We start from the raw sequence: 21,945 nt of genomic DNA on the forward strand, positions 1-21,945 counted from the left end.
CATGACAACGGACGTCACTGACACCGGGGTCGGAACGATCCGATCCGGCTTCCTCGGCGGAGGATTCATGGCCCAGGTGCACAGCCGCGCAGCACGCGCGGCGGGTGCCACCACGGCCGTCCTCGCCAGCTCCACTCCTGACCGCGCCGCACAGGCGGCACGGGAACTCGGCATCGATCGCGCAGCGCGCGACATCGACGAGCTCCTGAGCGGCGAGGCCGACATCGTGCACGTCTGCACCCCGAACGCGACGCACACCGCACTCGCCCTGCGCGTGATCGATGCCGGCAAGCACGTGATCTGCGAGAAGCCGCTCGCCACGACCCTCGCCGAGGCGCGGGAGCTGGCAGCCGCCGCGGCGGAGCGGGGAGTCGTCGCCGCGGTGCCGTTCGTGTACCGCTACCACCCGATGGTGCGCGAGGCGCGGGCCCGTGTCGCGGCCGGAGAGATCGGTGCGCTGCTCACAGTGGACTGCGGGTACCTGCAGGACTGGATGCTGCTACCGGAAGACGACGACTGGCGCGCGACCTCGGCCGAGGGCGGCCCTTCGCGGGCGTTCGCCGACATCGGTTCGCACCTGTGCGATCTGCTCGAGTTCGTCGCAGGAGAGCGCATCGTCCGACTCACCGCCCGGACGCGGCGGGTGTACGACGAGCGCGGCGGGCACACCGTCACCAATGAGGATGCGGTGTCGATCCTCGTCGAGATGCAGTCGGGCGCCATCGGCACGCTGCTCATCTCGCAGATGGCGGCGGGTCGCAAGAACGCGCTCACCCTCGAGCTGCACGGCGCCCAGTCCAGCATCCGCTTCGACCAGGAGCGGCCGGAGGAGCTCTGGATCGGCAACCGCGCGGGCAACCTGCAGCTGTTCCGCGACCCGACGTTCGCCCACGAGGGCGTCGCACGCTTCTCCCGCGTTCCTGCCGGTCACGGGCAGGGCTACCAGGACGCCTTCAACGGCTTCGTCGCCGACGCCTACGCGGCCATCAGCGGCGAGACCCCCGACGGGCTGCCCACTTTCGTCGACGGCGTCCGCGCCGCTCAGCTCACCGAGGCCGTGTTGGCCGCGGCGCGCGAAGAGCGTTGGATCGACGTCACCCCTGACCAGGCTTGAGCGACAAGGAATCGACATGACAGACAACTACGACCTCGTCATCGTGGGATCGGGCCCCAACGGAGCCGTGATCGCCGCCCAGGTGCACGCGCAGAGCCCCGAGGCGTCCATCCTGGTGCTCGAAGCAGGACGCGAGATCACCCAGGTGCCGGGGGAGCACCTCGTCGAAGCGGACGAGAGCGCGCTGAACGCCTCCTACGAAGACCTCATGCGCCGCGCGCGTCAGATCGAGTACGTCAAGGGCGCCGTCTCGATGAACGAGATCGAAGGGGACGCCTGGCAGGCCGATGTGCCCGGGGTCTTCCCCGCCGCGTTCTTCGGTCACAACTTCGCCGCCTTCCCCGGGGCCTCCGTGGCCTGGAACATCGGAGGCATGGGCGTGCACTGGACGGCGGCCACGCCGTGGCCGTACGCGGAGGAGATCCCCGACTTCCTCCCCCGGGAGGAGTGGGACGCCGACCTCGAGACCGCGCGCGGGCTGCTGCGCACCTCGGTCGGTCCGCTCGTCGACAACCCGTTCACGGAGCCCATCTTCGCGGCCATCCGCGAGGCCGTCCCCAGCCCCGACCCCGCACGAGAGTTCGGCTACATGCCGATGGCCGGCGTCGCGCACGGCGACCGCCCCTTCGCCCGCACCGGTCCCCGCGACATCGCGCCGTTCGTCTTCGACGGCAGCGCGCCGAACGTGACCTTCCGCACCGGCGTCTTCGTGACGCGGCTCGAGAACGACGGCACCCGCGTGACCGGACTCGTCACCAAGGACGTCGAGACCGGTGCCGAGACGGTGTACCGCGGCGCGCAGATCCTCGTCGCCGCCGATGCGCTGCGTACGCCGCAGCTGCTGTGGGCATCCGGCATCCGTCCTGCGGCTCTCGGTGTGCGGCTGAACGAGCACGCCTCGATCGACGGCGACGTCGTGATCGACGCCGCCCGTCTCGGGCTCGCTGACGCCCCCGTACCCGTTCCTCCGGCCGGCGAGCCGTTCATCGGCTCCTACTGGAGCCCCTCGATCGGCGCCGCACGCCCCGCGCACGGACAGCTCATGGAGCGCGAGTTCGACGGCCGGCACGTGCTCGGCGTCGGCTGGTACTGCGCGACCGAGATCCGTCCGGAGAACCGGATCGAGTTCTCCGATGAGATCACGGACGCGCTGGGCATGCCCCACATGACCGTGCACTTCTCCTACTCGGAGAACGATCTGGCCGAGATCCGCCGCACCATGGACGTGCAGCGGGCCGCGGCCAACGCGATCGGCACCTTCCAGGACGCCGAGTCCGAGGTGCTCCCCGCCGGGGCGTCGCTGCACTACACCGGCACCGTCCGGATGGGCCCGATCGACGACGGCACGAGCGTGGTCGACACCGACGGCCGTGTCTGGGGCTTCGACAACCTCTACCTCGCCGGCAACGGCGTGGTCCCCACCGCGTTGACGTGCAACGCGACACTCACGGGAGCGACCCTCTCCGTGCGTATCGCGCGCGCCGTCAGCGCCGCACTCTGACCTGCACTACCCGATGAACACCACTAGGAGATGATCGCGATGCACACATACCCTTCCTCGCGACGCCGGGCAACGATGCTCGGAATCGCGCTTGTCGCGTCGAGCGCACTGCTGCTGACCGGCTGCGGACGCGGCGACGACACCCCGGCTGCGGGAGGCGACTCGACCACGGTCGACGACAAGCCCGCCACCGGCACGCTCGAGGTCTGGACGCAGGGTGCCGACGGCGCCGAGCTGCCCCAGATGTTCGAGAAGTTCAAGGCCGACAACCCCGACGTCGACATCAACATGACGCAGATCCCCGAGGCCGAGTTCGCGTCGAAGATGACCGCGGCCATCACGGCGGGCACCGTCCCCGACCTGATCTACTCGTTCACCGAGACGCAGTCCTCGCTGATCGCGACCGGCGGTTTCGACCCGGTGCCGGACGGACTGGTGAACAAGGATGACTTCTTCGAGGTCATCTGGGACAACTCGGTCTACGACGACGTGGCCTACGGCGTGCCGTGGTACGCGTACTCCGACATGGTGATCTACCGCACCGACCTCGCCGAGGCCGCCGGTGCCGAGGCGCCGAAGGACTGGGACGGCCTGCGCACCTTCGGCGAGAAGCTCAAGGAATCCGGCATCGAGTACCCTCTGGCGCTCTACGCCGCGTACGACTCGTACACCGCGCGCCAGCTGCTGACCTTCGCGGCGCAGAACGGCGGCTCCTTCATCTCCGACGATCTGTCCGAGTGGACGATCAACTCCCCGGAGAACGTGGAGGCGCTGGAGTACTGGTCCGGGCTCATCAAGGACGGTCTGGCATCGCCGGACGGACCCGCGTTCCTCGACACGGTCTCGTGGTCGACCACCGGCAAGAACGCCGCGATCATCGACGGCGGCCCCTGGTTCGTCGGCTGGTTCGACGACGCCAACGGCGAAGGCTGGGCCGACGAGCACCTGTCGCTGTCGACCATGCCGGTCGGCCCCGACGGCGATGCGGCCACCACGGTCGGCGGCGGCAGCTGGTTCGTGCCGACCGACTCCGAGAACAAGGACGCCGCGTGGAAGTTCGCGCGCTTCATGTCGGAGCCGGAGAGCCAGGTCGAATGGTTCAAGATCTTCAAGAACATGCCGGCTGTGAAGTCCGCATGGGAAGACCCGGCCCTGGCCGACGACCGCCTGCTCGCCACGGTCGAGGCCGGTCTCGAGACCGGAATCACGCTGCCGAAGGTCTCCACCTGGAGCCAGGTCGGCACGGTCATCGGTGAGCAGATGGAGAAGGTCGTCCGCGGCGGACTCTCCGCGCAGGACGCGCTCGACGCGGCGCAGCAGCAGGCCGAGTCGATCGGGATGGGCAACTGACACCTGCCATGTCCACCACAGCGACTCGCACCATGGTCACCTCCGGGGCGTCTACCCGACGCCCCGGAGGCACCAGGAAGATGCGCGAGGGAAGCAAGGCGGAGACCACCACGGCGTGGCTCTTCCTCTCGCCGTTCCTCGCCCTCTTCCTGCTCTTCACGGGCATCCCCGCCATCCTGGCCATCGGAGCCAGCCTGACGGACATGACCGCGCGGGACATCCGTGACCCTCTGGGGGTCAACTTCACCGGCTTCGAAGGCTTCGCGAAGGTCATCACCAACCCCGGCTTCCAGAGTGCGTTCTTCAACACGATCATGTTCGTGGTGCTGTGCGTGCCGATCAGCATGGCGCTCGGCCTCGCGCTGGCGCTCATGCTCAACAACGGCATCCGCCGTCTCAAGACGTTCTTCCGTGCGGCGGTCTACGTACCCGTCATCACCAACATCGTGGCGGCGGCGGTCATCTGGCAGTACGCCTTCTCGATCACCGGCCCCGTGAACTCGTCACTGGGAGACCTCGGTCTGCCGGAACCGAACTGGCTCGGCGAGCCGGGGTGGGCCATCACCACCGTCGTGCTGATGGGCGTCTGGCGCACCACGGGAACCTGCATGATCCTGTTCCTCGCCGGTCTCCAGGCCGTGCCGGAGGAGATCTACGAGGCGGCAGCGACAGACGGAGCCGGCACCTGGCGCCGCCTCTGGTCGATCACGCTGCCGCTCCTGCGTCCGACGACGCTGCTGATCACCGTCCTGATGACGGTGTCGTTCCTGAACATCTTCGAGGAGCCGTACCTGCTGACCAAGGGCGGGCCGCTCGGCTCCACCAAATCGATCGCGGTCTGGGTCTACGAACAGTTCGGATTCGGGAACGTGTCGGCCTCGATGGCCGGATCCGTCCTGCTCCTCCTGCTCGTCGGGATCGTCGCGATCGTCCAGTTCCGAATGCTGAGGCCGAAACATTGAAGACTCTGTCTCCGACGCGTCAGGCGCTGAACTACACAGCCCTCATCGTCGTCACCGTGTTCATGCTCCTTCCCTTCGTCTGGGTGTTCTTCGGATCGTTCAAGACGCAGTCCGAGTTCCTGGGCAACCCGGGGGCCTGGTTCCCCGAGTCCTTCCAGATCGACAACTACATCCAGCTGTTCGCCGACCGTGAGTTCGGCACGTACATGATGAACAGCTTCGTCGTCTCCGGCGTCGCGATCGTGGGCAACGTGCTGTTCAGCGCGATGGCCGGCTACGCCCTGGCGAAGCTGCGCTTCCGGGGGAAGAACTTCGTCTTCCCGCTCGTGATCATCTCGATGATCGTGCCGTACGTGGCGCTGTTCGTGCCGCAGTTCGTCGTGGTCGTGCAGATGGGACTGGTGAACTCGCTCGTCGCGATCATCCTCCCGGTCCTGATCCTGCCGCTGTGTGTGTTCATCATGCGTCAGTTCGCGCACGGGGTGCCCTTCGAACTCATGGAGGCTGCTCGTCTCGACGGCGCGGGGGAGGGACGACTGTTCTTCCGGATCTTCCTCCCGCTCACCGGGCCGGGGCTGGCGACGGTGGCGATCCTGTCGTTCCTCACCTCCTGGAACAACTTCCTCTGGCCGCTCGTCGTCGCCCAGTCGCAGGACACCTACACGGCTCCGGTCGGACTGTCCGTGGCTTCCCAGGCATCCAACACGATCTCCTTCGGACTGCTGCTCGCCGGCGCCGTCGTCGTGCTGCTGCCGATCCTCATCCTCTTCCTCTTCCTCCAGAAGTACTTCATCCAGGGTGTCGCCACCGCGGGGCTGAAGTAGAACCGAACGGAACCGCCATGCAGATGAAAGACCTGAAGTTCGCGCTCAACGCGATCCAGTGGATCAACGTCAAGGAGAACCCGGACGATCTCGACAGCGCGAGCCTGTGGCGCTTCGCGGATCCCTCGTTCGTCGCCGAGTACCCGCAGGTGCTGGCGGAGATCAGGAACGCGGGGTTCTCGGCCACGATGCTGGAGGTGCTCGACACCCAGACTCTGCAGAACTACGCCGCGATGGTCGAGGTGTCCGGTCTGGAGCTGGCTCCCGGCTACGTGCAGGTGCCGCTCGCGAGCGATCACGGCGGACGTCTGGAGCGCGGCTCGTTCGAGCGCATCCACTGGTTCGACGCGGTGCGCCGCAAGGCGGAGGAGTCCAACTACTTCGGACTCGACACGATCTTCCTCGCCGCCGAGGTGGACCAGACCGCCATCCGCTGGGAGAAGCCGGCGATCGGCGTCGACTTCTCGCAGGATCGACTCGACGAGCTCACCGACCTGATCGACGAGGCCGTCGACGTGCTCAACGCCGAGGGCGTGCGCCCCGGCCTGCACAACCACGTGGGCACGTGGATCGAGACCGAGCACGAGTACGAGCACGTGCTGAACAGCATCGATGCCTCGCGCCTGGGCGCTTCCTTCGACATCGGTCACCTGGAATGGGCGGGCATCGACGCGAAGCAGGCCATCGCGAAGTGGGCGGATCGCGTGCAGGACCTGCACGTGAAGGACCTGAACCTGGAACTGGCCCGCCGCAGCCGTGAAGAGGGGGTCAGCTACGAGCGCGCGACCGACCTGGGGCTGTACCTCGAACCGGGACTCGGCCAGATCGACATCGTCGACACGCTCTCCGTGCTCCCCGACGGCTTCGGCGGGTGGATCATCATCGAGGTGGACAGGGCCAGCATGGATCCGGTGGCCAGCGCGCGCCACACGGCAGCCTGGGTCGCCGACGTCACCGGTTCCTGACGGACCGGGCCCTGAAGAACGGAGAACAGCGATGGCGCTGACACAGCATCACTTCTCACTCAACACGCTGCAGTGGATCACGGTCTCGCTCGGCGAGTCCACCGGTGAGCCGGGAAGCGTGGGATGGGAGTTCGACCTGTCGACCTTCCTGCCCAAGCAGCCCGTCATCCTCGGGCAGGTGGCCGAGGCGGGGTACTCCTCGGTCATGCTCGAGGTGCTGCCGACCCAGACGCTGCAGAGCTACGCTCGCGTGGTCGCGGACTCGGGCCTGCGGCTGTCGCCCGGCTACGTGCACATCGGGCTTCCCGAGGAGTTCGACCGTGACCACTCCGGGGACCCGGAGGCGCACTTCCGCTGGTTCGACGCGATCCGGCGCCGGGCCGAGGAGACGACCTACATGGGTCTCGACCGCGTCTTCCTGGCGGCCGACATGGCGCCGGGGCGTCCGCGGATCGACGACGCGGCGGCGATCGGGCACGCCTTCGACCGTGCGCGGCTGGATCGCGTGGCGAACGTGATCGGCGAGGCCGCCGAGGTGCTCAGGGCCGAGGGCGTGACGGCCGCGCTGCACAACCACGTCGGCACCTGGGTGGAGACCGAGGAGGAGTACGAGTACGTGCTCGACGCCATCTCGCCGAGCCTGCTCGCGGCCGGGCCCGACATCGGGCACCTGGCCTGGACCGGCGCGGATGTCGTGGAGTGGGTCGCCGCGCACGCCGACCGCATCTCCGACCTGCATGTGAAGGACATGGACCTGTCGATCGCCGCCGAGGCGCGGGCGACGCACACGCCGTACTTCGATGTGATGAGCCGCCGCTTCTTCCTCGAGCCCGGTCGCGGGGACGTGCCGATCGTCGACGCGCTCGCCGGGCTGCCGGAGGACTTCGACGGTTCTGTGATCATCGAAGTGGACAAGCCCAGCATGGAGCCGTTCGCGAGCGCGAAGGCGAGCTGGGCGTGGATCGCCGAGAACTATCCGGAGGCCGCACGATGACCAGCACGCATCCCGTCACGCTGTTCACGGGGCAATGGGCCGACCTGCCCTTCGAGGAGGTGGCCCGGCTCGCGAGCGAGTGGGGGTACGACGGACTCGAGGTCGCCGCGTCCGGCGACCACCTCGATCTGCAGCGCGCCGACGAGGATGAGGCCTATCTGGCCTCGCGCAGGGAGATCCTGGACCGCCATGGGCTGAAGATCTTCGCGATCTCGAACCATCTCGCCGGCCAGGCCGTGTGCGATGCGCCGATCGACTTCCGCCACCAGGCGATCCTGCGCGACTACGTGTGGGGGGACGGCGACGCCGAGGGCGTGCGCCAGCGCGCCGCGGAAGACATGAAGCGCGCGGCCCGCGTGGCGCGCAAGCTCGACATCGACACGGTCGTCGGCTTCACGGGGTCGTCGATCTGGCCCTACGTGGCGATGTTCCCGCCGGTGCCCGCATCGGTCATCGAAGGCGGTTTCGAGGACTTCGCCGCCCGCTGGAACCCGATCCTCGACGTGTTCGACGGCGAGGGTGTGCGCTTCGCGCACGAGGTGCATCCGGGCGAGATCGCGTACGACTACTGGTCGTCCGTGCGGGCGCTGGAGGCGATCGACCACCGCGAGGCCTTCGGGTTCAACTGGGACCCCTCGCACATGATGTGGCAGAACATCGACCCCGTCGGCTTCATCGTCGACTTCGCCGACCGGATCTACCACGTGGACTGCAAGGACACCCGGATGCGACCGCAGAACGGCCGCGCCGGCGTGCTCGGCTCGCACCTGCCCTGGGGCGACCCGCGGCGCGGCTGGGACTTCGTCTCGACCGGGCACGGAGACGTGCCGTGGGAGGACTCGTTCCGCGCACTCGACGCGATCGGCTACACCGGCCCCATCTCGATCGAGTGGGAGGACGCCGGCATGGACCGGTTGCACGGCGCCGCCGAGGCCGTCGGATTCGTGCGGTCGCTGCTGTGGCCGAAGCCCACCGCCTCCTTCGACGCCGCCTTCAGCAACCAGTAGGCCCGGGTGTTCTGGGAGCCCTTGCGGGCTCGATTCACCCGGGAAGCGCTGACCCGCTCCTTCGTCGCGCTGCGCATCCGCGACTACCGCCGATGGAGCATCGCGCAGCTGCTCTCCGGGGCGGGCGCCGCGGCCTCGCAGATCGCGATCGCCTGGCTCGTGATCGAGCTCGGCGGCGACGGCATCGCCCTCGGCGCGGTCACGGCCTGCATGATGCTCCCCACGCTCCTGCTCGGTCCGTTCATCGGGATCCTGGTCGACCGCCACACGCGGCGCGCGGTGCTCCTCGTGACGGCGGTGGCGCAGATGCTCATCGCCGGCGTGCTCGCGGCCCTCACGTTCGGCGGGGCGTTGGAGCTGTGGATGCTGATGGCGCTCTCGCTCGCGCACGGTGTGGCCTTCGCGGCCGACAACCCCGCCCGTCAGCTGCTGGTGATGGACATCGTCGGTCGCGAGCGGATGACGAGCGCCGTGAGCATGAACGAGGTGATCATCAACGGCGCCAGGGTCATCGGACCCGCGATCGCCGGGGTGCTGCTCGTCGTCTCGGACGCGGGCTGGTGCTTCGTCGTGAACGTGCTGATGTTCGTGCCGTCGATCTTCGTGCTGCTGTCGCTGCGTCCGGTCGCCCCTGCCGGCCGTACGGAGCCGGCGGATTCGACCGCTGCCGCCGCGCGCCCGATCGGCGCCTGGCGATTCGCGATGCACACACCCGCCATCCGTGCGACGCTGCTCCTCGCCGTCTGTGCCTCCGCGTGCTACAACATCGCCGTCGTGGTGCCGCTCATCGTCGCCGATGTCTTCCATGCCGACGGCGGAACCTATGGTGCGCTCGCGGTGGCCTTCGGACTGGGCGCGCTGCCCGGTGCGTTCTTCTCCGCGACCGGTCCGACGATGCCCCGCAGCGCGGAGGTGCGGGCGATGGCCGTGGCGATGGCGGCGGCCGTGCTGCTCTCGGCCGGCGCGCCGACGCTGCCGCTGCTGTTCGTCGGCCTCGCGGCGGTGGGCATGGTCGTGATGTGGTTCATCGCCAGGGCGAACGCCTTCGTGATGCTCTCGACGCCCACCGCGATCCGCGGACGTGTCATGGGCATCTGGGCGATGGCGTTGCCGGGATCGACCGTGGTGACAGGCCTGCTGATCGGCGGGCTCGCCGACCTCACGGACCCGCGTATCGCCTACGGCGCCGTCGGACTCGTCACCGCCCTGGTCGTCACGCTGTCGTGGCGGGGGCTGCGCTCAGCGCGTTGACCGAGCACAGCCCGGAGTCTCAGTGGTCGCGCAGGCGCACCAGGCGCTCGTGCCCGGTCTCCTCGAGCTCGGCCATGTCGTCGCGGGACTTCAGGAAGTCCGAGAACGAACGGTAGCCGAGCGCCTTCTCGCTGAACGACGGGTCCATGCGACGCATGTGCGTCTTCACGGCCGAGCTGTGCAGCCATTCGTCGGCATCGCCCTTGTCGTGCCCCAGCCGCAGGGCGCGTTCCAGCAGCTGTGTGGCCTCGCCCTGCTCATCGAGCTTCGGCGGAGCGGCCTCCGCCGGCGCGGACTTCGCCTTGACGCGCGAGCGGCTCTTCGCCTTCGGGGCGTCCGCGGTCGTCTCCGCCGGTGCGGCCGTGGTCTCGACGGGCACCTCGGCGGCCGGGGGCGTGGCGGCCGGGGCGGGTGCCTTGACCGGCCGCACGACGCCGGACAGGGAGTCGTAGGCCTCGAACTCGTCGCATGCGGCGGCGAGGGACTTGGCGGTGGAACCCGCGACGCCCACGCCGATCACATAGCGGCCGAGGCGCTTGCAGCGCTGCGCGAGCGGCACGTAGTCGCTGTCGCCGGCGACGATCACCACGTGGGTGAGGTCGGGGAGGCGGAACATGTCTTCCACGGCATCCACGGCGAGGCGGATGTCGGCGCCGTTCTTGGCATAGGCCGCTGCGGGGAACAGCTGCACCAGGTCGACGGCGCGGGCCACCAGCTGGGAGCGGTAGACCGCGTTCACCGGCGATGACCAGTCCGCATAGGCGCGGGTGAGCACCAGCGTGCCGAAGGAGGCGGCGTAGTCGATGATCGCGCCGACCTCGATCATCGCCTGGCTCAGGCGCTCGGCGACCTCGGGATCGTTGGGCTGCTCGGAGATGCGCTGACGGTCCTTGGCGTAGGCGTTGCGCCCGTGCACCCGGTCGTACCAGGAGATGACGATGTTGTCGAAGTCCAGATAGACCGCGACGCGGGAGTCCGTGGGCTCAGCCATTGTCGGCGTCCTCTCCGGGGTAGCGCACGCCGATCTGGCGGCGGATCTCGTCGAGGGTGCCCATGATCGCGACGCTCTCGGCGATCGGGAGGATGTCGCCCTCGAGAAGGCCCTCGCGCACGAGACGTTCCGCGGCGAGCGCCTCGTACTGCATGCCGCGTCCGTCCGCGTCGGAGGCAGGGCGACCGTCGAACTCCTCGATCACCTCGCCCTGTGGATCGATCACCCGCACGACGGAGGGGGACCACCAGTACCGCTCGATCTCGATGCGCGCCTCGGTGCCGAGGATGACGGCGGTGTTCGGCCCTGCTGCGCGCGAGGACGACAGGCTCGTGGAGACCGCGCCGCCCTCGTGGGTCATGACGGTGGCGACCTCGGCGTCCGCGCCCGTCTCGATCAGGCGGGCGACGCTGTGCACGGAGGTGGGCGCTCCGAGGATGTCCCAGATGAACGAGAGCGGGTAGATCGCCAGGTCGAGCAGTGCGCCGCCGCCGAGCTCGAGCGCGTTCAGCCGGTGCGTGGGATCGGAGGGGAGCAGCTGCGTGTGGTCGGCGCTGACCGCGCGGATCTCGCCGAGCGTGCCGGCGGCGATGATCTCGCGGACGCGGACCATGTGCGGCAGGTAGCGGGTCCACATCGCCTCGGTGACCAGCAGGCCGCGCTCGGCGGCGAGACGCTGCAGGTCCTCCGCCTCGGCGTGGTTGAGCGTGAAGGCCTTCTCGACCAGCACGTGCTTGCCGTGTTCGAGCGCGAGGCGCGCGTTCCGGTGGTGCATCGGATGCGGCGTGGAGACGTAGATGATGTCGACGTCGGGATCGGCCACGAGCGCCTCATAGGACGCATGCGCGTGCGGGATGTCGAAACGGTCGGCGAAGGCGTCGGCCGACTCCTGAGATCGGGAACCGACCGCCACCAGATCGATTCCTGCGGTGCGCAGATCGGATGCGAAGGCGCCGGCGATGCCGCCGGTCGCGAGGATGCCCCAACGAAGACCAGTCATCCTCTCAGCGTAGAGGGTGCGCCCTGTGTGTCGGACTGTTGCGCTCTGTGACCTGCGACTTCGGCCCTCCTCGCCCCGGCCTCGGCGTGCTCCTACCGTGTCGGGCATGACCGAACCCCTCATCGTCGGCGCCATGGTGCGCACTCTCGGCGCATACCCCTCCGGCTGGCGGCAGGACGGGGCGCACCGCGATCCCGCCGGTGACGCCGACATCCTGCGTCGGGTCGCACAGGCGGGAGAGGAAGCGGGGCTGGACTACCTCTTCTTCGGCGACTGGCTCGCGACCGGACCCGATCTCGAGTTCCGCGACCCCTATCTGCTCGCGCGCATCGACCCGGTGAGTGCGGTGCTGTTCCTCGCCGGCGTCACCTCGCGCATCGGACTCATCGCGACGGTCAACACCACCTATGCCGACCCCTATACGACGGCGCGCTCGCTGGCGTCCCTCGACGTGCTCACGCGCGGACGCGCGGGGGTGAACCTGGTCACCGGCGCCGAGCCGCGGGCTGCGGGCAACCATGGCCGCGACGCGCACGCGGACAACGAGAACCGCTACGACCGGGCGGAGGAGTTCGTGACGGCACTCCGCCGGCTCTGGGATTCGTGGAGCGAGGATGCCTGGATCGCGGATGCCGCGCGCGGCGTGCTGATCGATCCGGACGGGCTGCGCCCCGCAGCCCTCCAGGGCGCGCACCTGGGCGTCAGCGGTCCGCTCAACGTCGCGCGGCCGCCGCAGGGGCAGATCCCGATCGTGCATGCCGGCACCTCTCCGCGTTCGCGGGCACTGGCGGCGACCGAGGCGGATCTCGCCCTGATCGCGGCGCCGACGCTGGCAGACGCGATCGAGGTGCGCAGGGTCCTGCGGGCGATCGCCGCGGATGCCGGTCGCGACCCCGAATCGCTGAAGGTCATCGCACCCGTGCTGCCCGTGGTCGCCGACACCGACGCCGACGCGCATCGCATCGTGGAGCGCCTGCTCGCCCTCGTGCCGCTCGCCGAAGGTCATCAGCGCGATCGCACCGCGTTCCCCGCGAATCGCACGGTCGCGGCTCTCGCGGATGCGCTCTCGGTCGCGCCGGATGATCCGCTGCGCACCGCCGCGTTCGACGATGAGGTGACGGCGGACCAGGCATCTCGGCTGGGTGCGATCGGAGCCCAACTGATCGAGCGGCTGGCGCGCATCGCCGGGCTCGGCGTGGCGACGCGGCATCCGCTCACCTGGCGCCACCTGGTCGCGGCGCACGCGGTGCCGGCCGCATTCGTGGTGGGCGGCGCGGCGACCATCGCCGACCACTTCGAGACGTGGCGCGACGGGGGAGCCGCCGACGGCTTCAACGTGCTGTCGGCGTTCCAGCCGGCCCAGTTCGAGGCCTTCACCCGTCTCGCCGCCCCGGAACTGCGGCGCCGCGGACTGCTCGGACGCGAGGGCGAGACCCTGCGCGAACGTCTCGGCGTGACCGCGCAGTCGGCGCTCCAGACCGTGCGCGCGTGACGCCGCATGACGTCAGGAGTCGTCCGGTGACGGGCGGCGTCTGCCCGTGACGGCCCAGTCGCCGTGCTCTCCCCGCAATCCCTAGCGTGATCCACACCTCGCACTTCCATCCCTGCATCCCATCCCTCCAGGAGGCCCCCGCATGAACCGCCGCACTGTCCGCGCCGCAGCCGTCGCCCTCCCGCTCGTGATGGCGGCGAGCCTCGCTGCCTGCGCCACCTCTCCCGCACCGGCGAACGCTCCGGCCGAGGCCGGCGACCCGATCACGGGCGGCACGCTCACCTACCTCGAGCACCAGGCGTACACGAACCTCTACCCGCCGCAGGCCGGCTTCTACCCGAACGGCGGCGTGGTCAACAACATCGCCGCACGACTCACCTGGCAGAACCCGGAGTCGCTCGAGATCGAGCCGTGGATCGCCACGGACTGGACAGTGAACGACGACGCGACCGAGTACACCTTCAACCTGAAGTCGGATGTGACCTTCTCCGACGGCACTCCGCTCGACGCGGAAGCCGTGAAGAAGAACTTCGACACCTACGGGCTCGGTGATGCCGAACGAGGGCTGACGATCTCGGAGGCGATCAACAACTACGCCGGCAGCGACGTCGTCGACGAGGACACCGTGACGTTCCACTTCACGGCACCGTCTCCCGGCTTCCTGCAGGCGACGTCGACGATCAACTCCGGTCTGCTCTCGCCCGAGACGCTCGACGGCACGATCGAGGACTTCGGCGCCGGCAACGCCGAGGAGATCATCGGCTCCGGACCCTTCACCGTCACCGACGAGAAGCTGGGCACCGAGTACACGCTCGCCGCACGCGAGGACTACGACTGGGCGCCCGAGAGCGCGACCAACCAGGGGCGTCCGTACGTCGACGCGGTGCACGTGCTGGTCACTCCGGAAGATTCGGTCCGCATCGGATCGCTGCTCGCCGGACAGGCCGACTACGTGCGCTACGTGCAGGCGTTCGACGAGGACCGCGTCGAGAGCGCCGGGTTCACGCTGTACGCCCCGCAGACCCGCGGCGTCAACAACTCGATCGCCCTCCGCCCGGAGAACCCGCTGCTCGGCGACATCCGCGTGCGGCAGGCGATCATCGCGGCCGTGAACGCGCAGGAGGTCGTCGACACCCTCTTCACCGAGAACTACCCGGTGGCCACGTCGGTGCTGTCCTCGCAGGCCGTCGGATACAAGGACGAGTCGGAGCACTACGTCTACGACGCCGACAAGGCGGCCGAGCTGCTCGACGAGGCCGGATGGGTCCCCGGATCCGACGGCATCCGCGAGAAGGACGGCGAGCGCCTGTCGATCACGGTCTACGAGGCCAAGCCGCAGCCGCTGTCGAAGCAGACGCTGGAGCTGGTCGCGCAGCAGCTGGCTCAGGTCGGCGTCGAGCTCAAGGTCAAGCCGGGTGACGCCGGAAGCGCCGCGGAGGACACCCGCGACCCGCTGAAGACCGGCTTCTACCACTCGATGGTCGGACGTGCGGATCTCGACGTGATCAAGAGCCAGTACTTCACGAAGAACCGCGATGTGCTGATCTCGCAGGACGCGAAGCTCGATGAGCTGCTCCTCGCGGTGGCCTCCGAGCCCGATGCCGACAAGCGCATCGCGGCATCCCAGGCCGTACAGGACTACATCGCCGAGCAGGCGTACGTGATCCCGCTGTTCGAGGAGCCGCAGGTGTACGGCGCCGCCACCTACGTGCAGGGCGTGGCCTTCGAGTCGGTGGGTCGTCCGACCTTCTCCGGCGTCTGGCTCGCCGAGCACTGATGCACACGGATCACTGATGAGTTTCGTCCTCCGACGAGCCGGGCAGGCCGCGATCGTACTGATCGCGGCCTTCACCGCCACGTTCTTCCTGCTCCAGCTGCTGCCGGGCGATGCGATCCTGATCAAGTTCTCGGATCCGAGCCTCGGCCTGTCGCCCGAGCAGCTCGACAGCATCCGCGCCACCTACGGCGCCGATCTTCCCTGGTGGGAGCAGTACGTGCACGCCGGGCTCGGCTTCCTGGCCGGCGACTTCGGGTACTCGACGCAGTTCGGCACGCCCGTGCGGACGATGCTCGCGGAGGCGCTGCCCGCCACGCTCCTGCTGGCCTCGCTCGGGCTGATCGTCGCCTTGCTGATCGCGATCCTCATCGCCGGGCTGTCCTCGCTCGCCCCGTTCGCCTGGCTGCGCGACGGACTGCGCCAGGTGCCGGGACTCTTCGTCGCCGTTCCCGTCTTCTGGCTCGGCATCCTGCTGATCCAGGTGTTCTCGTTCGGACTCGGCTGGGTGCCGATCGTCGGTGCCGATCCGGTGAGCGGCCTGATCCTGCCGGTGCTGACGCTCGCGGTGCCGATCTCCGCGCCGCTCGCCCAGGTGCTGGTGCGCGCGATCGACCAGGTGCAGGCGCAGCCGTTCATCACGGTCGTCCGCGCGAAGGGCGCGCCTCCGCTCTGGGTGCTCACGCGGTCGGTCGCCCGCAACGCGACCCTGCCCACGCTGACGATCGCGGGTGTGCTGTTCGGCGAGCTCGTCGGCGGAGCGGTCGTGACCGAGACCGTGTTCGGGCGTACCGGCATCGGGCGCCTCACCGAGCAGGCCGTGTCGAACCAGGACATCCCGGTGCTGCAGGGCGTGGTCCTGCTCTCTGCGCTCGGGTTCGTGCTGATCAGCTTCGCGGTGGACCTCGTCACACCGCTCATCGATCCGCGGCAGCGCCGTGTCGCACGCGTTTCCGCCCCGACCGCTCCCGCGAAGACGACGACCCTCCAGGAGGTGTCGGCATGACCGTTCCTGTTCTCACACCCCGTCCGGCCACGGACGAGCAGACCCCCGCACCCGGCGAGGCGGCGCCGGCGAGCCCGCGGAGGATCCGCCGCCTGCGCGGCCGCTCCTGGGGCCTCTACCTCGCGGTCGCGGTCGTCTCCCTCGCCGTGCTCTGGGCGCTCATCCCCGGAGTGTTCGCCCCCGGCGACCCGCTGACCGGCACCCCCGCCGACAAGCTCCTCCCGCCCAGCGCGGCGCATTGGTTCGGCACGGACACGCTCGGGCGTGATCTGTTCGGCCGTGTCGTGCACGGGGCGGTGCACTCGCTCTCCGGAGCGCTCATCGCCGTCACCGTCGGGCTCGCGCTCGGCACGCTGCTCGGCGCGATCGCCGGAGCGCTGGGCGGCGTCGTCGACGACGTGCTGATGCGCATCGTCGACGTGCTGCTGGCCATCCCCGGCCTGCTTCTCTCGCTCTCGGTGATCATCCTGCTCGGCTTCGGGACCGTGAATGCGGCGATCGCGGTCGGCCTGGGCAGCATCGCGGCCTTCGCCCGGCTCATGCGCGCCGAGGTCGCGCGTGTGCGACGCACCGAGTACGTCGAGGCCGCCTACGGCAGCGGCGCGACGTTCTTCACCGTGCTGCGTCGGCATGTGCTCCCGAACTCGCTCACCCCGATCGTCGCGCTCGCCGCGTTGCAGTTCGGCAGCGCGATCCTGGCGATCTCCACGCTCGGCTTCCTCGGCTACGGCGCGCCGCCGCCCACTCCGGAGTGGGGCCTTCTCATCGCCGACGGACGCAACTACATCGGGACGGCCTGGTGGTTGACCGCGCTCCCCGGCCTCGTCGTCGTGGCGGTCGTCCTGAGCGCCAACCGCATCAGCCACCGGATCGGAAGGGCGGCCCGATGAGTGTTCTCGCGGTCCAGGACCTGCGGGTCTCCTACGCCACCCGTACGGGGCAGCGTGATGTCGTGCACGGCGTCTCGTTCGAGATCGGCGAGGGCGAGACCCTGGCGCTGGTCGGGGAGTCGGGGTCGGGCAAGTCCACCACGGCGCATGCACTGCTCGGGCTGCTGCCCGCCGGTGGGCGTGTCGAGGGCGGCAGCGTGCGACTGGGCGAGCTGGAGATCGCGGGGTGGACGGATCGCGCGCTGCGCAGCATCCGCGGACCCGAGATCGGCCTGGTGCCGCAGGACCCGACCACCTCGCTCGACCCCGTGCGCACGATCGGTGCGCAGGTCGAGGAGATCCTCCGGCTGCACGGCCATCGCGACCGACGCTCCCGGCGTGCGCGGGCCATCGAGCTGCTCGACCGCGTCGGCATCGACGACCCCGACCTGCGCGCACGGCAGTATCCGCATGAGCTGTCCGGCGGCATGCGCCAGCGGGTGCTGATCGCCACCGCGATCGCCCTGCGGCCGCGACTGCTGATCGCGGACGAGCCGACCAGCGCGCTGGATGCGACCGTGCAGCGCCGCGTGCTCGACCTGCTCGACGAGCTGCGCCAGGAGGAGGGCACGAGCATCCTGCTGGTCACCCACGACCTGGGCGTCGCGGCCGACCGTGCGCAGCGCCTGGTCGTGCTCAAGGACGGCCGCATCGTCGAACAGGGCGCGAGTGCGGATGTGCTGGCCGCGCCGAGCGACGGCTACACGCGGCAGCTGCTCGCCGATGCGCCGGCGTTCACGACCGGTTTCCGTCGCCCGGAAGCACCGCCGTTCCTGCGGGATGCGGCCGCGGTCGCCGCCGAGAACCCCTATGCGATCGTGGCCGAGGGCCTGGTCAAGGAGTTCTCGGTCGCCGGACGCGAGCGCTTCTGCGCCGTGGACGACGTGTCGTTCCGTGTGCGGCGGGGGACGACACACGCGCTGGTGGGGGAGTCCGGGTCCGGCAAGACGACCACGGCACGCCTCGTGACGCGCTTCCACCGTCCGGATGCCGGCTCGATCCAGGTCGACGGCGACGATGTGACCACCGCATCGAGAAAGCAGCTGCGTGCGCTGCGGCGGCGCATCCAGCTCGTCTACCAGAACCCGTTCGCCTCTCTCGATCCGCGTCAGCAGATCGTCGACATCATCGCCGAGCCGCTGCAGAACTTCGGCGTGGGTTCGCGCAAGGAACGGCAGCAGCGCGCACTCGCCCTGATCGATCGGGTGTCGCTGCCCTCCGACGTCGCGCAGCGCACCCCGCGCGAGCTCTCGGGCGGCCAGCGCCAGCGGGTCGCGATCGCCCGCGCCCTGGCGATCGATCCCGAGATCGTGGTGCTCGACGAGGCCGTGTCCGCGCTGGACGTGACGGTGCAGGCCCGCATCCTCGAGCTGCTCACCTCGCTGCAGGACGAGCTCGGACTCACCTACCTGTTCATCTCGCACGACCTCGCCGTCGTGCGGAGGATCAGCCACACGGTCTCGGTCATGCGCCGTGGCCGGATCGTCGAGGAAGGGGTCACGGAAGAGCTCTTCCACGCCCCGCAGCACGACTACACCAGGGAGCTGCTCGCCGCGGTTCCCGGACGAACGGAGGTCTCCCGATGAGCGCACCGTCCATCGCGTTCTTCACGCGCCTGCTCGACGATGCCGCACCCGCGGAGCGCTACGCCCTCGCGACCGCGCAGATCCAGCAGGCCGAGCGCCACGGCATCGGCCGCGCCTGGGTCGCGCAGCATCATTTCCATGCCGCGGAGGGAGGGCTCCCCTCACCGCTGGTGTTCCTCGCGCACGTCGCGGCGCAGACGTCCCGCATCCGCCTGGGCACGGGGGTCATCACGCTCTCGATCGAAGATCCGGTGCGGGTCGCGGAGGATGCGACGGTCGCCGATCTGCTCTCCGGTGGACGCCTGGATCTCGGCCTCGGCAGCGGGGGCACCCCCTCGTCGTTCTCTCCTTTCGGGGAGGACGTGCGCGACAAGGCGGTCACCTACGACCGCAAGCTCGGCGTGCTGCTCGACGCTCTGGGAGGACGCGACATCGGCGAGGGCAACGCCCTCTACCCGGACGCGTCCACGCTCGAGGAGCGCATCTGGCAGGCGACGTTCTCCGTGCCGGGTGGGCATCGCGCCGGCGTGCACGGCCACGGACTGCTGCTGTCGCGCACGCAGCCGCGTCGGGCCGACGCCCTGCACGCCCCCCTCTCGGCGTTGCAGGAGCCGATCGTCGACGCGTACCTGGAAGCCCTGCCCGCGGGCGTGGCTCCGCGGATCACGGCCTCGCGCACGGTGTTCGTGGCCGACGATCGCGCCGAGGCGCTGCGCTTCGCCGAGGTCGGACTGCGCCGCGCGGCCGAGGGCTTCCGGCGGCAGGGGCAGACGATCCCCGGCGACGACAGCATCGAGGAGCTGATCACTGCGCTGGACACGCATCTGGGCACGCCGGAGCAGGTCGCCGAGTCGCTCGCTGCGGATGCCACGCTCGACCGCGCCACGGAGGTCGCCTTCCAGGTGCACTCGGTCGACGCTCCGCATGAGCAGGTGCTGCGCTCGATCGAGCTCTTCGCGGAGCAGGTCGCTCCGGCACTCGGCTACACCGTGAACCCCACACTCAAGGAGAAGGCATGACACACGACATCGTCGATCAGATCGCGGGGGTGACGCCGGAGCTCGACGCTCTGCGCCGTCGCCGGCCGGTCACGAGGGAGCAGCTGCAGGCGAGCTTTGACGCCCTCTTCCGGCCGGTCTCGGCGGAGCACGTCTCGCAGGAGGAGCGCGAGCTGATCGCCGCCTTCGCGACGAGCCTCGCCGGGAGCACGGACGAGACCGCCGCGTTCTACGCGGACCGCGCGCGGCACGCAGACCCCGAGCGCGCGGACGTCGTGCTCACCGAGGCGGCCGCTGCGGTGGGGAGCGGACCGTTCGGCTCCTACACCGAGCTCGGACTGCAGGACGAGAGCACGGATGGCGAACGGTACACGCCGTCGGATGCGGTCACGGCGGCGTTGGGCGAGCGTCTCGGCGCCGCACTCGCGCACACGCACCTGCTCGTGTTGCGGCCCCGTGAGGCCTCCGGTGCCGACCTCGGACGGCTGCTGGCCGCCGGGTGGTCGGCAGACGGGATCGTCACGCTGTCGCAGCTCGTGTCCTTCCTGGCCTTCCAGCAGCGCGTGATCACGGGCCTGCGCGTGCTCGCGGCGGCCGGCATCGCCGCCGTCTCCGAGTCCGAGGAGGAGGCAGCATGACCGCCGCGCACACCGCGCTCCTGCACCAGGACTCCCCGCATCCGCACGCCTTCACCCGCGCCGAGGTCGGGTGGACGCCGCACCTGGCCCCGCTCGCCGAGGAGGAGCTGACCGCGCGCCACTACGACGGGCTGGTCGACGCCGCGCGCGCGAAGAACGACTACTTCCGTCTGCTCGCCCGCGACCCGGAGGTGCTGAAGGCACGGACGCTGGTCGACAAGGACATCTTCTACAACGTCGCCGAAGGGCTGCCGCGCGCCGACCGCGAACTCGCCGCGACCGCGGCCTCTCGGCGCAACGGCTGCGTGTTCTGCGCCTCGGTGCACTCGCGCTTCGCGGCGCACTACAGCAAGCGCGTCGACGAGGTCGATCTGCTGCTCGACGAGGGGGTGGATGCAGAGCTCGGCGAACGGTGGAACGCGATCGTCGCGGCCTCCGTCGCGCTCACCGACACCCCGAGCGCATTCGGGGAGGCGGAGATCGCGCGACTGCGTGCCGTCGGGCTCGACGATCTCGAGATCGCCGACGTCATCCACGGCGCCGCGTTCTTCAACTGGGCCAACCGGCTGATGCTCTCGATCGGACGACCGGTCGCCCCGACCTGATCTGATCAGCTCAGGGGATCAGCACGATCTTGCCCGAGGCGGCGCCGGATTCCACGAGTTCGTGGGCCTGCGCCGCTTCGGCGAGAGGCAGTTCGGGGCCGAGTTCGATCGTGAAGTCGCCGGAGGCGAGCAGGGCGATCGTCTCGGGAAGCGCCTCGGCGCGCCAGGCGAGCTCCTCGGCGGTCAACGGGTGCGGCGATCCTCCGGAGAAGGCGCGGATGCCGAAGGACGCGCCATCCGGCCCGCGCACGATGGTCGCGATGCGGTCGCGGTCGGCGACGAGAGCCAGAGATGTCTCGATCGCCTCGTCCGTGCCCGCACAGTCCAGCGCCACGGTGACGTCCTCGGTCGCGGCTCCGCGCACGCGCTCGAGCAGACCTTCGCCGTAGGCGACCGGGATCGCGCCGAGCTCGCGCAGCTGATCGTGCCGGGCGGGACTCGCGGTCGCGATCACCGTCGCGCCCCAGGCCACCGCGAACTGCACGGCCGCCTGTCCGACGGATCCGGAGCCGCCGTGCACGAGCAGCACATCGTCGGCGGTGACCCCGAGGGAGCGCAGCGCCTGGTACGCGGTGCCGGCGGGGATGCCGATGCCGGCGCCCTCCGCGGCGGTGACGGAGTCGGGGAGGGGCGCGAGGTTCGCGGTCGGGACGAGCAGCAGGTCGGCGTACGTGCCGACCGTGTCGCGGATCGCGACGCGGTCTCCCACCGCGTAGTCGTCGACGCCGGGGCCGACCGAGTCGATCACACCGGCACCGTCGTAGCCGACGGGGCGGGGCTCGGTGATGGGCGGCGAGGGACGCCTGCCGCCGCGGATCTTGGCATCGATCGGGTTGACGCCCGCCGCCTCGATGCGCACCACGACCTCGCCGTCACCGGCGAGGGGATCGGGTACCTCGCTGAGATGCAGGACGTCGGGGGAGCCGATTTCGGTGTAGACGATCGCGCGAGCCATGCA

At 69.7% G+C, this 21,945-nt stretch carries 20 protein-coding genes; 17 read left to right on the forward strand and 3 right to left on the reverse strand.

What is annotated here, in order from left to right; genetic code table 11:
• Position 1: 1 nt before the first annotated feature.
• Genes FB560_RS04170 through FB560_RS04210 form a run of 9 tightly spaced genes read left to right on the forward strand, consistent with a single transcriptional unit; the run spans position 2 to position 9,968 of the window.
• Entirely contained in the window at positions 2–1,114 is a 1,113-nt protein-coding gene (locus FB560_RS04170; RefSeq protein ID WP_141871202.1) for a Gfo/Idh/MocA family protein, read from the forward strand.
• A 16-nt stretch (positions 1,115–1,130) separates the two neighbouring features.
• Positions 1,131–2,615 carry a GMC oxidoreductase gene (locus FB560_RS04175; RefSeq protein WP_141871203.1) on the forward strand — a complete coding sequence of 495 codons (1,485 nt, stop codon included), beginning with the start codon at positions 1,131–1,133 and terminating at the stop codon, positions 2,613–2,615.
• Positions 2,616–2,654: 39 nt separating this feature from the next.
• The gene (locus FB560_RS04180; RefSeq protein ID WP_170198042.1) at positions 2,655–3,965 is read left to right on the forward strand and encodes a sugar ABC transporter substrate-binding protein; all 1,311 of its coding nucleotides are present in this window, start codon (positions 2,655–2,657) and stop codon (positions 3,963–3,965) included.
• A gap of 8 nt (positions 3,966–3,973) precedes the next feature.
• A complete protein-coding gene (locus FB560_RS04185) occupies positions 3,974–4,927 on the forward strand; it encodes a carbohydrate ABC transporter permease (protein WP_211349944.1) in 954 nt (317 codons plus the stop codon).
• Positions 4,924–5,751, forward strand: a complete 828-nt coding sequence (locus tag FB560_RS04190; protein ID WP_229673270.1) for a carbohydrate ABC transporter permease — start codon at positions 4,924–4,926, stop codon at positions 5,749–5,751. The genes FB560_RS04185 and FB560_RS04190 overlap by 4 nt, the downstream gene beginning before the upstream one ends.
• 17 nt (positions 5,752–5,768) lie before the next feature.
• A complete protein-coding gene (locus FB560_RS04195) occupies positions 5,769–6,716 on the forward strand; it encodes a sugar phosphate isomerase/epimerase family protein (RefSeq protein ID WP_141871205.1) in 948 nt (315 codons plus the stop codon).
• 31 nt (positions 6,717–6,747) lie between these two features.
• Positions 6,748–7,710, forward strand: a complete 963-nt coding sequence (locus FB560_RS04200) for a sugar phosphate isomerase/epimerase family protein (protein ID WP_141871206.1) — start codon at positions 6,748–6,750, stop codon at positions 7,708–7,710.
• Complete coding sequence (locus FB560_RS04205; protein WP_141871207.1) at positions 7,707–8,717, forward strand: sugar phosphate isomerase/epimerase family protein; 1,011 nt, start codon at positions 7,707–7,709, stop codon at positions 8,715–8,717. Before FB560_RS04200 ends, FB560_RS04205 begins: the two co-directional genes overlap by 4 nt.
• A 21-nt stretch (positions 8,718–8,738) precedes the next feature.
• On the forward strand, positions 8,739–9,968 hold the full coding sequence (locus tag FB560_RS04210; protein WP_170198043.1) for an MFS transporter: 1,230 nt from the start codon (positions 8,739–8,741) through the stop codon (positions 9,966–9,968).
• A 19-nt stretch (positions 9,969–9,987) separates the two neighbouring features.
• On the opposite strand, the gene FB560_RS04215 is transcribed toward FB560_RS04210, so the two are convergent.
• Positions 9,988–10,959: an NYN domain-containing protein gene (locus FB560_RS04215; protein ID WP_141871209.1), complete on the reverse strand. Its 972-nt coding sequence runs from the start codon at positions 10,957–10,959 to the stop codon at positions 9,988–9,990.
• Positions 10,952–11,959, reverse strand: coding sequence for a Gfo/Idh/MocA family protein (locus tag FB560_RS04220; protein WP_141871210.1), 1,008 nt, complete (start codon positions 11,957–11,959; stop codon positions 10,952–10,954). Before FB560_RS04220 ends, FB560_RS04215 begins: the two co-directional genes overlap by 8 nt.
• 106 nt (positions 11,960–12,065) lie before the next feature.
• Between FB560_RS04220 and FB560_RS04225 the strand changes: the two genes are divergently transcribed.
• The 8 genes from FB560_RS04225 (at position 12,066) to FB560_RS04260 (ending at position 20,987) form a co-directional block, all read left to right on the forward strand.
• The gene (locus tag FB560_RS04225) at positions 12,066–13,451 is read left to right on the forward strand and encodes an NtaA/DmoA family FMN-dependent monooxygenase (protein ID WP_141871211.1); all 1,386 of its coding nucleotides are present in this window, start codon (positions 12,066–12,068) and stop codon (positions 13,449–13,451) included.
• A gap of 142 nt (positions 13,452–13,593) precedes the next feature.
• Positions 13,594–15,228, forward strand: a complete 1,635-nt coding sequence (locus tag FB560_RS04230) for a TIGR04028 family ABC transporter substrate-binding protein (protein ID WP_141871212.1) — start codon at positions 13,594–13,596, stop codon at positions 15,226–15,228.
• Between the two features lie 16 nt (positions 15,229–15,244).
• A complete protein-coding gene (locus FB560_RS04235) occupies positions 15,245–16,231 on the forward strand; it encodes an ABC transporter permease (protein ID WP_141871213.1) in 987 nt (328 codons plus the stop codon).
• Positions 16,228–17,121: an ABC transporter permease gene (locus tag FB560_RS04240; RefSeq protein WP_211349945.1), complete on the forward strand. Its 894-nt coding sequence runs from the start codon at positions 16,228–16,230 to the stop codon at positions 17,119–17,121. Before FB560_RS04235 ends, FB560_RS04240 begins: the two co-directional genes overlap by 4 nt.
• Positions 17,118–18,746 carry a dipeptide ABC transporter ATP-binding protein gene (locus FB560_RS04245; protein ID WP_141871214.1) on the forward strand — a complete coding sequence of 543 codons (1,629 nt, stop codon included), beginning with the start codon at positions 17,118–17,120 and terminating at the stop codon, positions 18,744–18,746. Before FB560_RS04240 ends, FB560_RS04245 begins: the two co-directional genes overlap by 4 nt.
• Positions 18,743–19,765, forward strand: coding sequence for a putative FMN-dependent luciferase-like monooxygenase (locus tag FB560_RS04250; protein ID WP_141871215.1), 1,023 nt, complete (start codon positions 18,743–18,745; stop codon positions 19,763–19,765). Before FB560_RS04245 ends, FB560_RS04250 begins: the two co-directional genes overlap by 4 nt.
• Positions 19,762–20,382: a CMD domain protein gene (locus FB560_RS04255; protein ID WP_141871216.1), complete on the forward strand. Its 621-nt coding sequence runs from the start codon at positions 19,762–19,764 to the stop codon at positions 20,380–20,382. Before FB560_RS04250 ends, FB560_RS04255 begins: the two co-directional genes overlap by 4 nt.
• Positions 20,379–20,987, forward strand: coding sequence for an alkylhydroperoxidase domain protein (locus FB560_RS04260; RefSeq protein ID WP_141871217.1), 609 nt, complete (start codon positions 20,379–20,381; stop codon positions 20,985–20,987). Before FB560_RS04255 ends, FB560_RS04260 begins: the two co-directional genes overlap by 4 nt.
• 10 nt (positions 20,988–20,997) lie before the next feature.
• On the opposite strand, the gene FB560_RS04265 is transcribed toward FB560_RS04260, so the two are convergent.
• Positions 20,998–21,942 carry a quinone oxidoreductase family protein gene (locus tag FB560_RS04265; protein WP_141871218.1) on the reverse strand — a complete coding sequence of 315 codons (945 nt, stop codon included), beginning with the start codon at positions 21,940–21,942 and terminating at the stop codon, positions 20,998–21,000.
• Between the last annotated feature and the right edge of the window lie 3 nt (positions 21,943–21,945).

This window comes from Microbacterium saperdae, assembly GCF_006716345.1.
Taxonomy (GTDB): Bacteria; Actinomycetota; Actinomycetes; order Actinomycetales; family Microbacteriaceae; genus Microbacterium; species Microbacterium saperdae.

What these genes read in the sequence shown, in the direction of transcription:
- FB560_RS04170 (WP_141871202.1), top strand. Translation starts at nt 2, where the DNA reads ATGACAACGGACGTCACTGACACCGGGGTCGGAACGATCCGATCCGGC.
- FB560_RS04175 (WP_141871203.1), top strand. Translation starts at nt 1,131, where the DNA reads ATGACAGACAACTACGACCTCGTCATCGTGGGATCGGGCCCCAACGGA.
- FB560_RS04180 (WP_170198042.1), top strand. Translation starts at nt 2,655, where the DNA reads ATGCACACATACCCTTCCTCGCGACGCCGGGCAACGATGCTCGGAATC.
- FB560_RS04185 (WP_211349944.1), top strand. Translation starts at nt 3,974, where the DNA reads ATGTCCACCACAGCGACTCGCACCATGGTCACCTCCGGGGCGTCTACC.
- FB560_RS04195 (WP_141871205.1), top strand. Translation starts at nt 5,769, where the DNA reads ATGCAGATGAAAGACCTGAAGTTCGCGCTCAACGCGATCCAGTGGATC.
- FB560_RS04200 (WP_141871206.1), top strand. Translation starts at nt 6,748, where the DNA reads ATGGCGCTGACACAGCATCACTTCTCACTCAACACGCTGCAGTGGATC.
- FB560_RS04205 (WP_141871207.1), top strand. Translation starts at nt 7,707, where the DNA reads ATGACCAGCACGCATCCCGTCACGCTGTTCACGGGGCAATGGGCCGAC.
- FB560_RS04215 (WP_141871209.1), bottom strand. Translation starts at nt 10,959, where the DNA reads ATGGCTGAGCCCACGGACTCCCGCGTCGCGGTCTATCTGGACTTCGAC.
- FB560_RS04220 (WP_141871210.1), bottom strand. Translation starts at nt 11,959, where the DNA reads ATGACTGGTCTTCGTTGGGGCATCCTCGCGACCGGCGGCATCGCCGGC.
- FB560_RS04225 (WP_141871211.1), top strand. Translation starts at nt 12,066, where the DNA reads ATGACCGAACCCCTCATCGTCGGCGCCATGGTGCGCACTCTCGGCGCA.
- FB560_RS04230 (WP_141871212.1), top strand. Translation starts at nt 13,594, where the DNA reads ATGAACCGCCGCACTGTCCGCGCCGCAGCCGTCGCCCTCCCGCTCGTG.
- FB560_RS04235 (WP_141871213.1), top strand. Translation starts at nt 15,245, where the DNA reads ATGAGTTTCGTCCTCCGACGAGCCGGGCAGGCCGCGATCGTACTGATC.
- FB560_RS04240 (WP_211349945.1), top strand. Translation starts at nt 16,228, where the DNA reads ATGACCGTTCCTGTTCTCACACCCCGTCCGGCCACGGACGAGCAGACC.
- FB560_RS04245 (WP_141871214.1), top strand. Translation starts at nt 17,118, where the DNA reads ATGAGTGTTCTCGCGGTCCAGGACCTGCGGGTCTCCTACGCCACCCGT.
- FB560_RS04250 (WP_141871215.1), top strand. Translation starts at nt 18,743, where the DNA reads ATGAGCGCACCGTCCATCGCGTTCTTCACGCGCCTGCTCGACGATGCC.
- FB560_RS04255 (WP_141871216.1), top strand. Translation starts at nt 19,762, where the DNA reads ATGACACACGACATCGTCGATCAGATCGCGGGGGTGACGCCGGAGCTC.
- FB560_RS04260 (WP_141871217.1), top strand. Translation starts at nt 20,379, where the DNA reads ATGACCGCCGCGCACACCGCGCTCCTGCACCAGGACTCCCCGCATCCG.
- FB560_RS04265 (WP_141871218.1), bottom strand. Translation starts at nt 21,942, where the DNA reads ATGGCTCGCGCGATCGTCTACACCGAAATCGGCTCCCCCGACGTCCTG.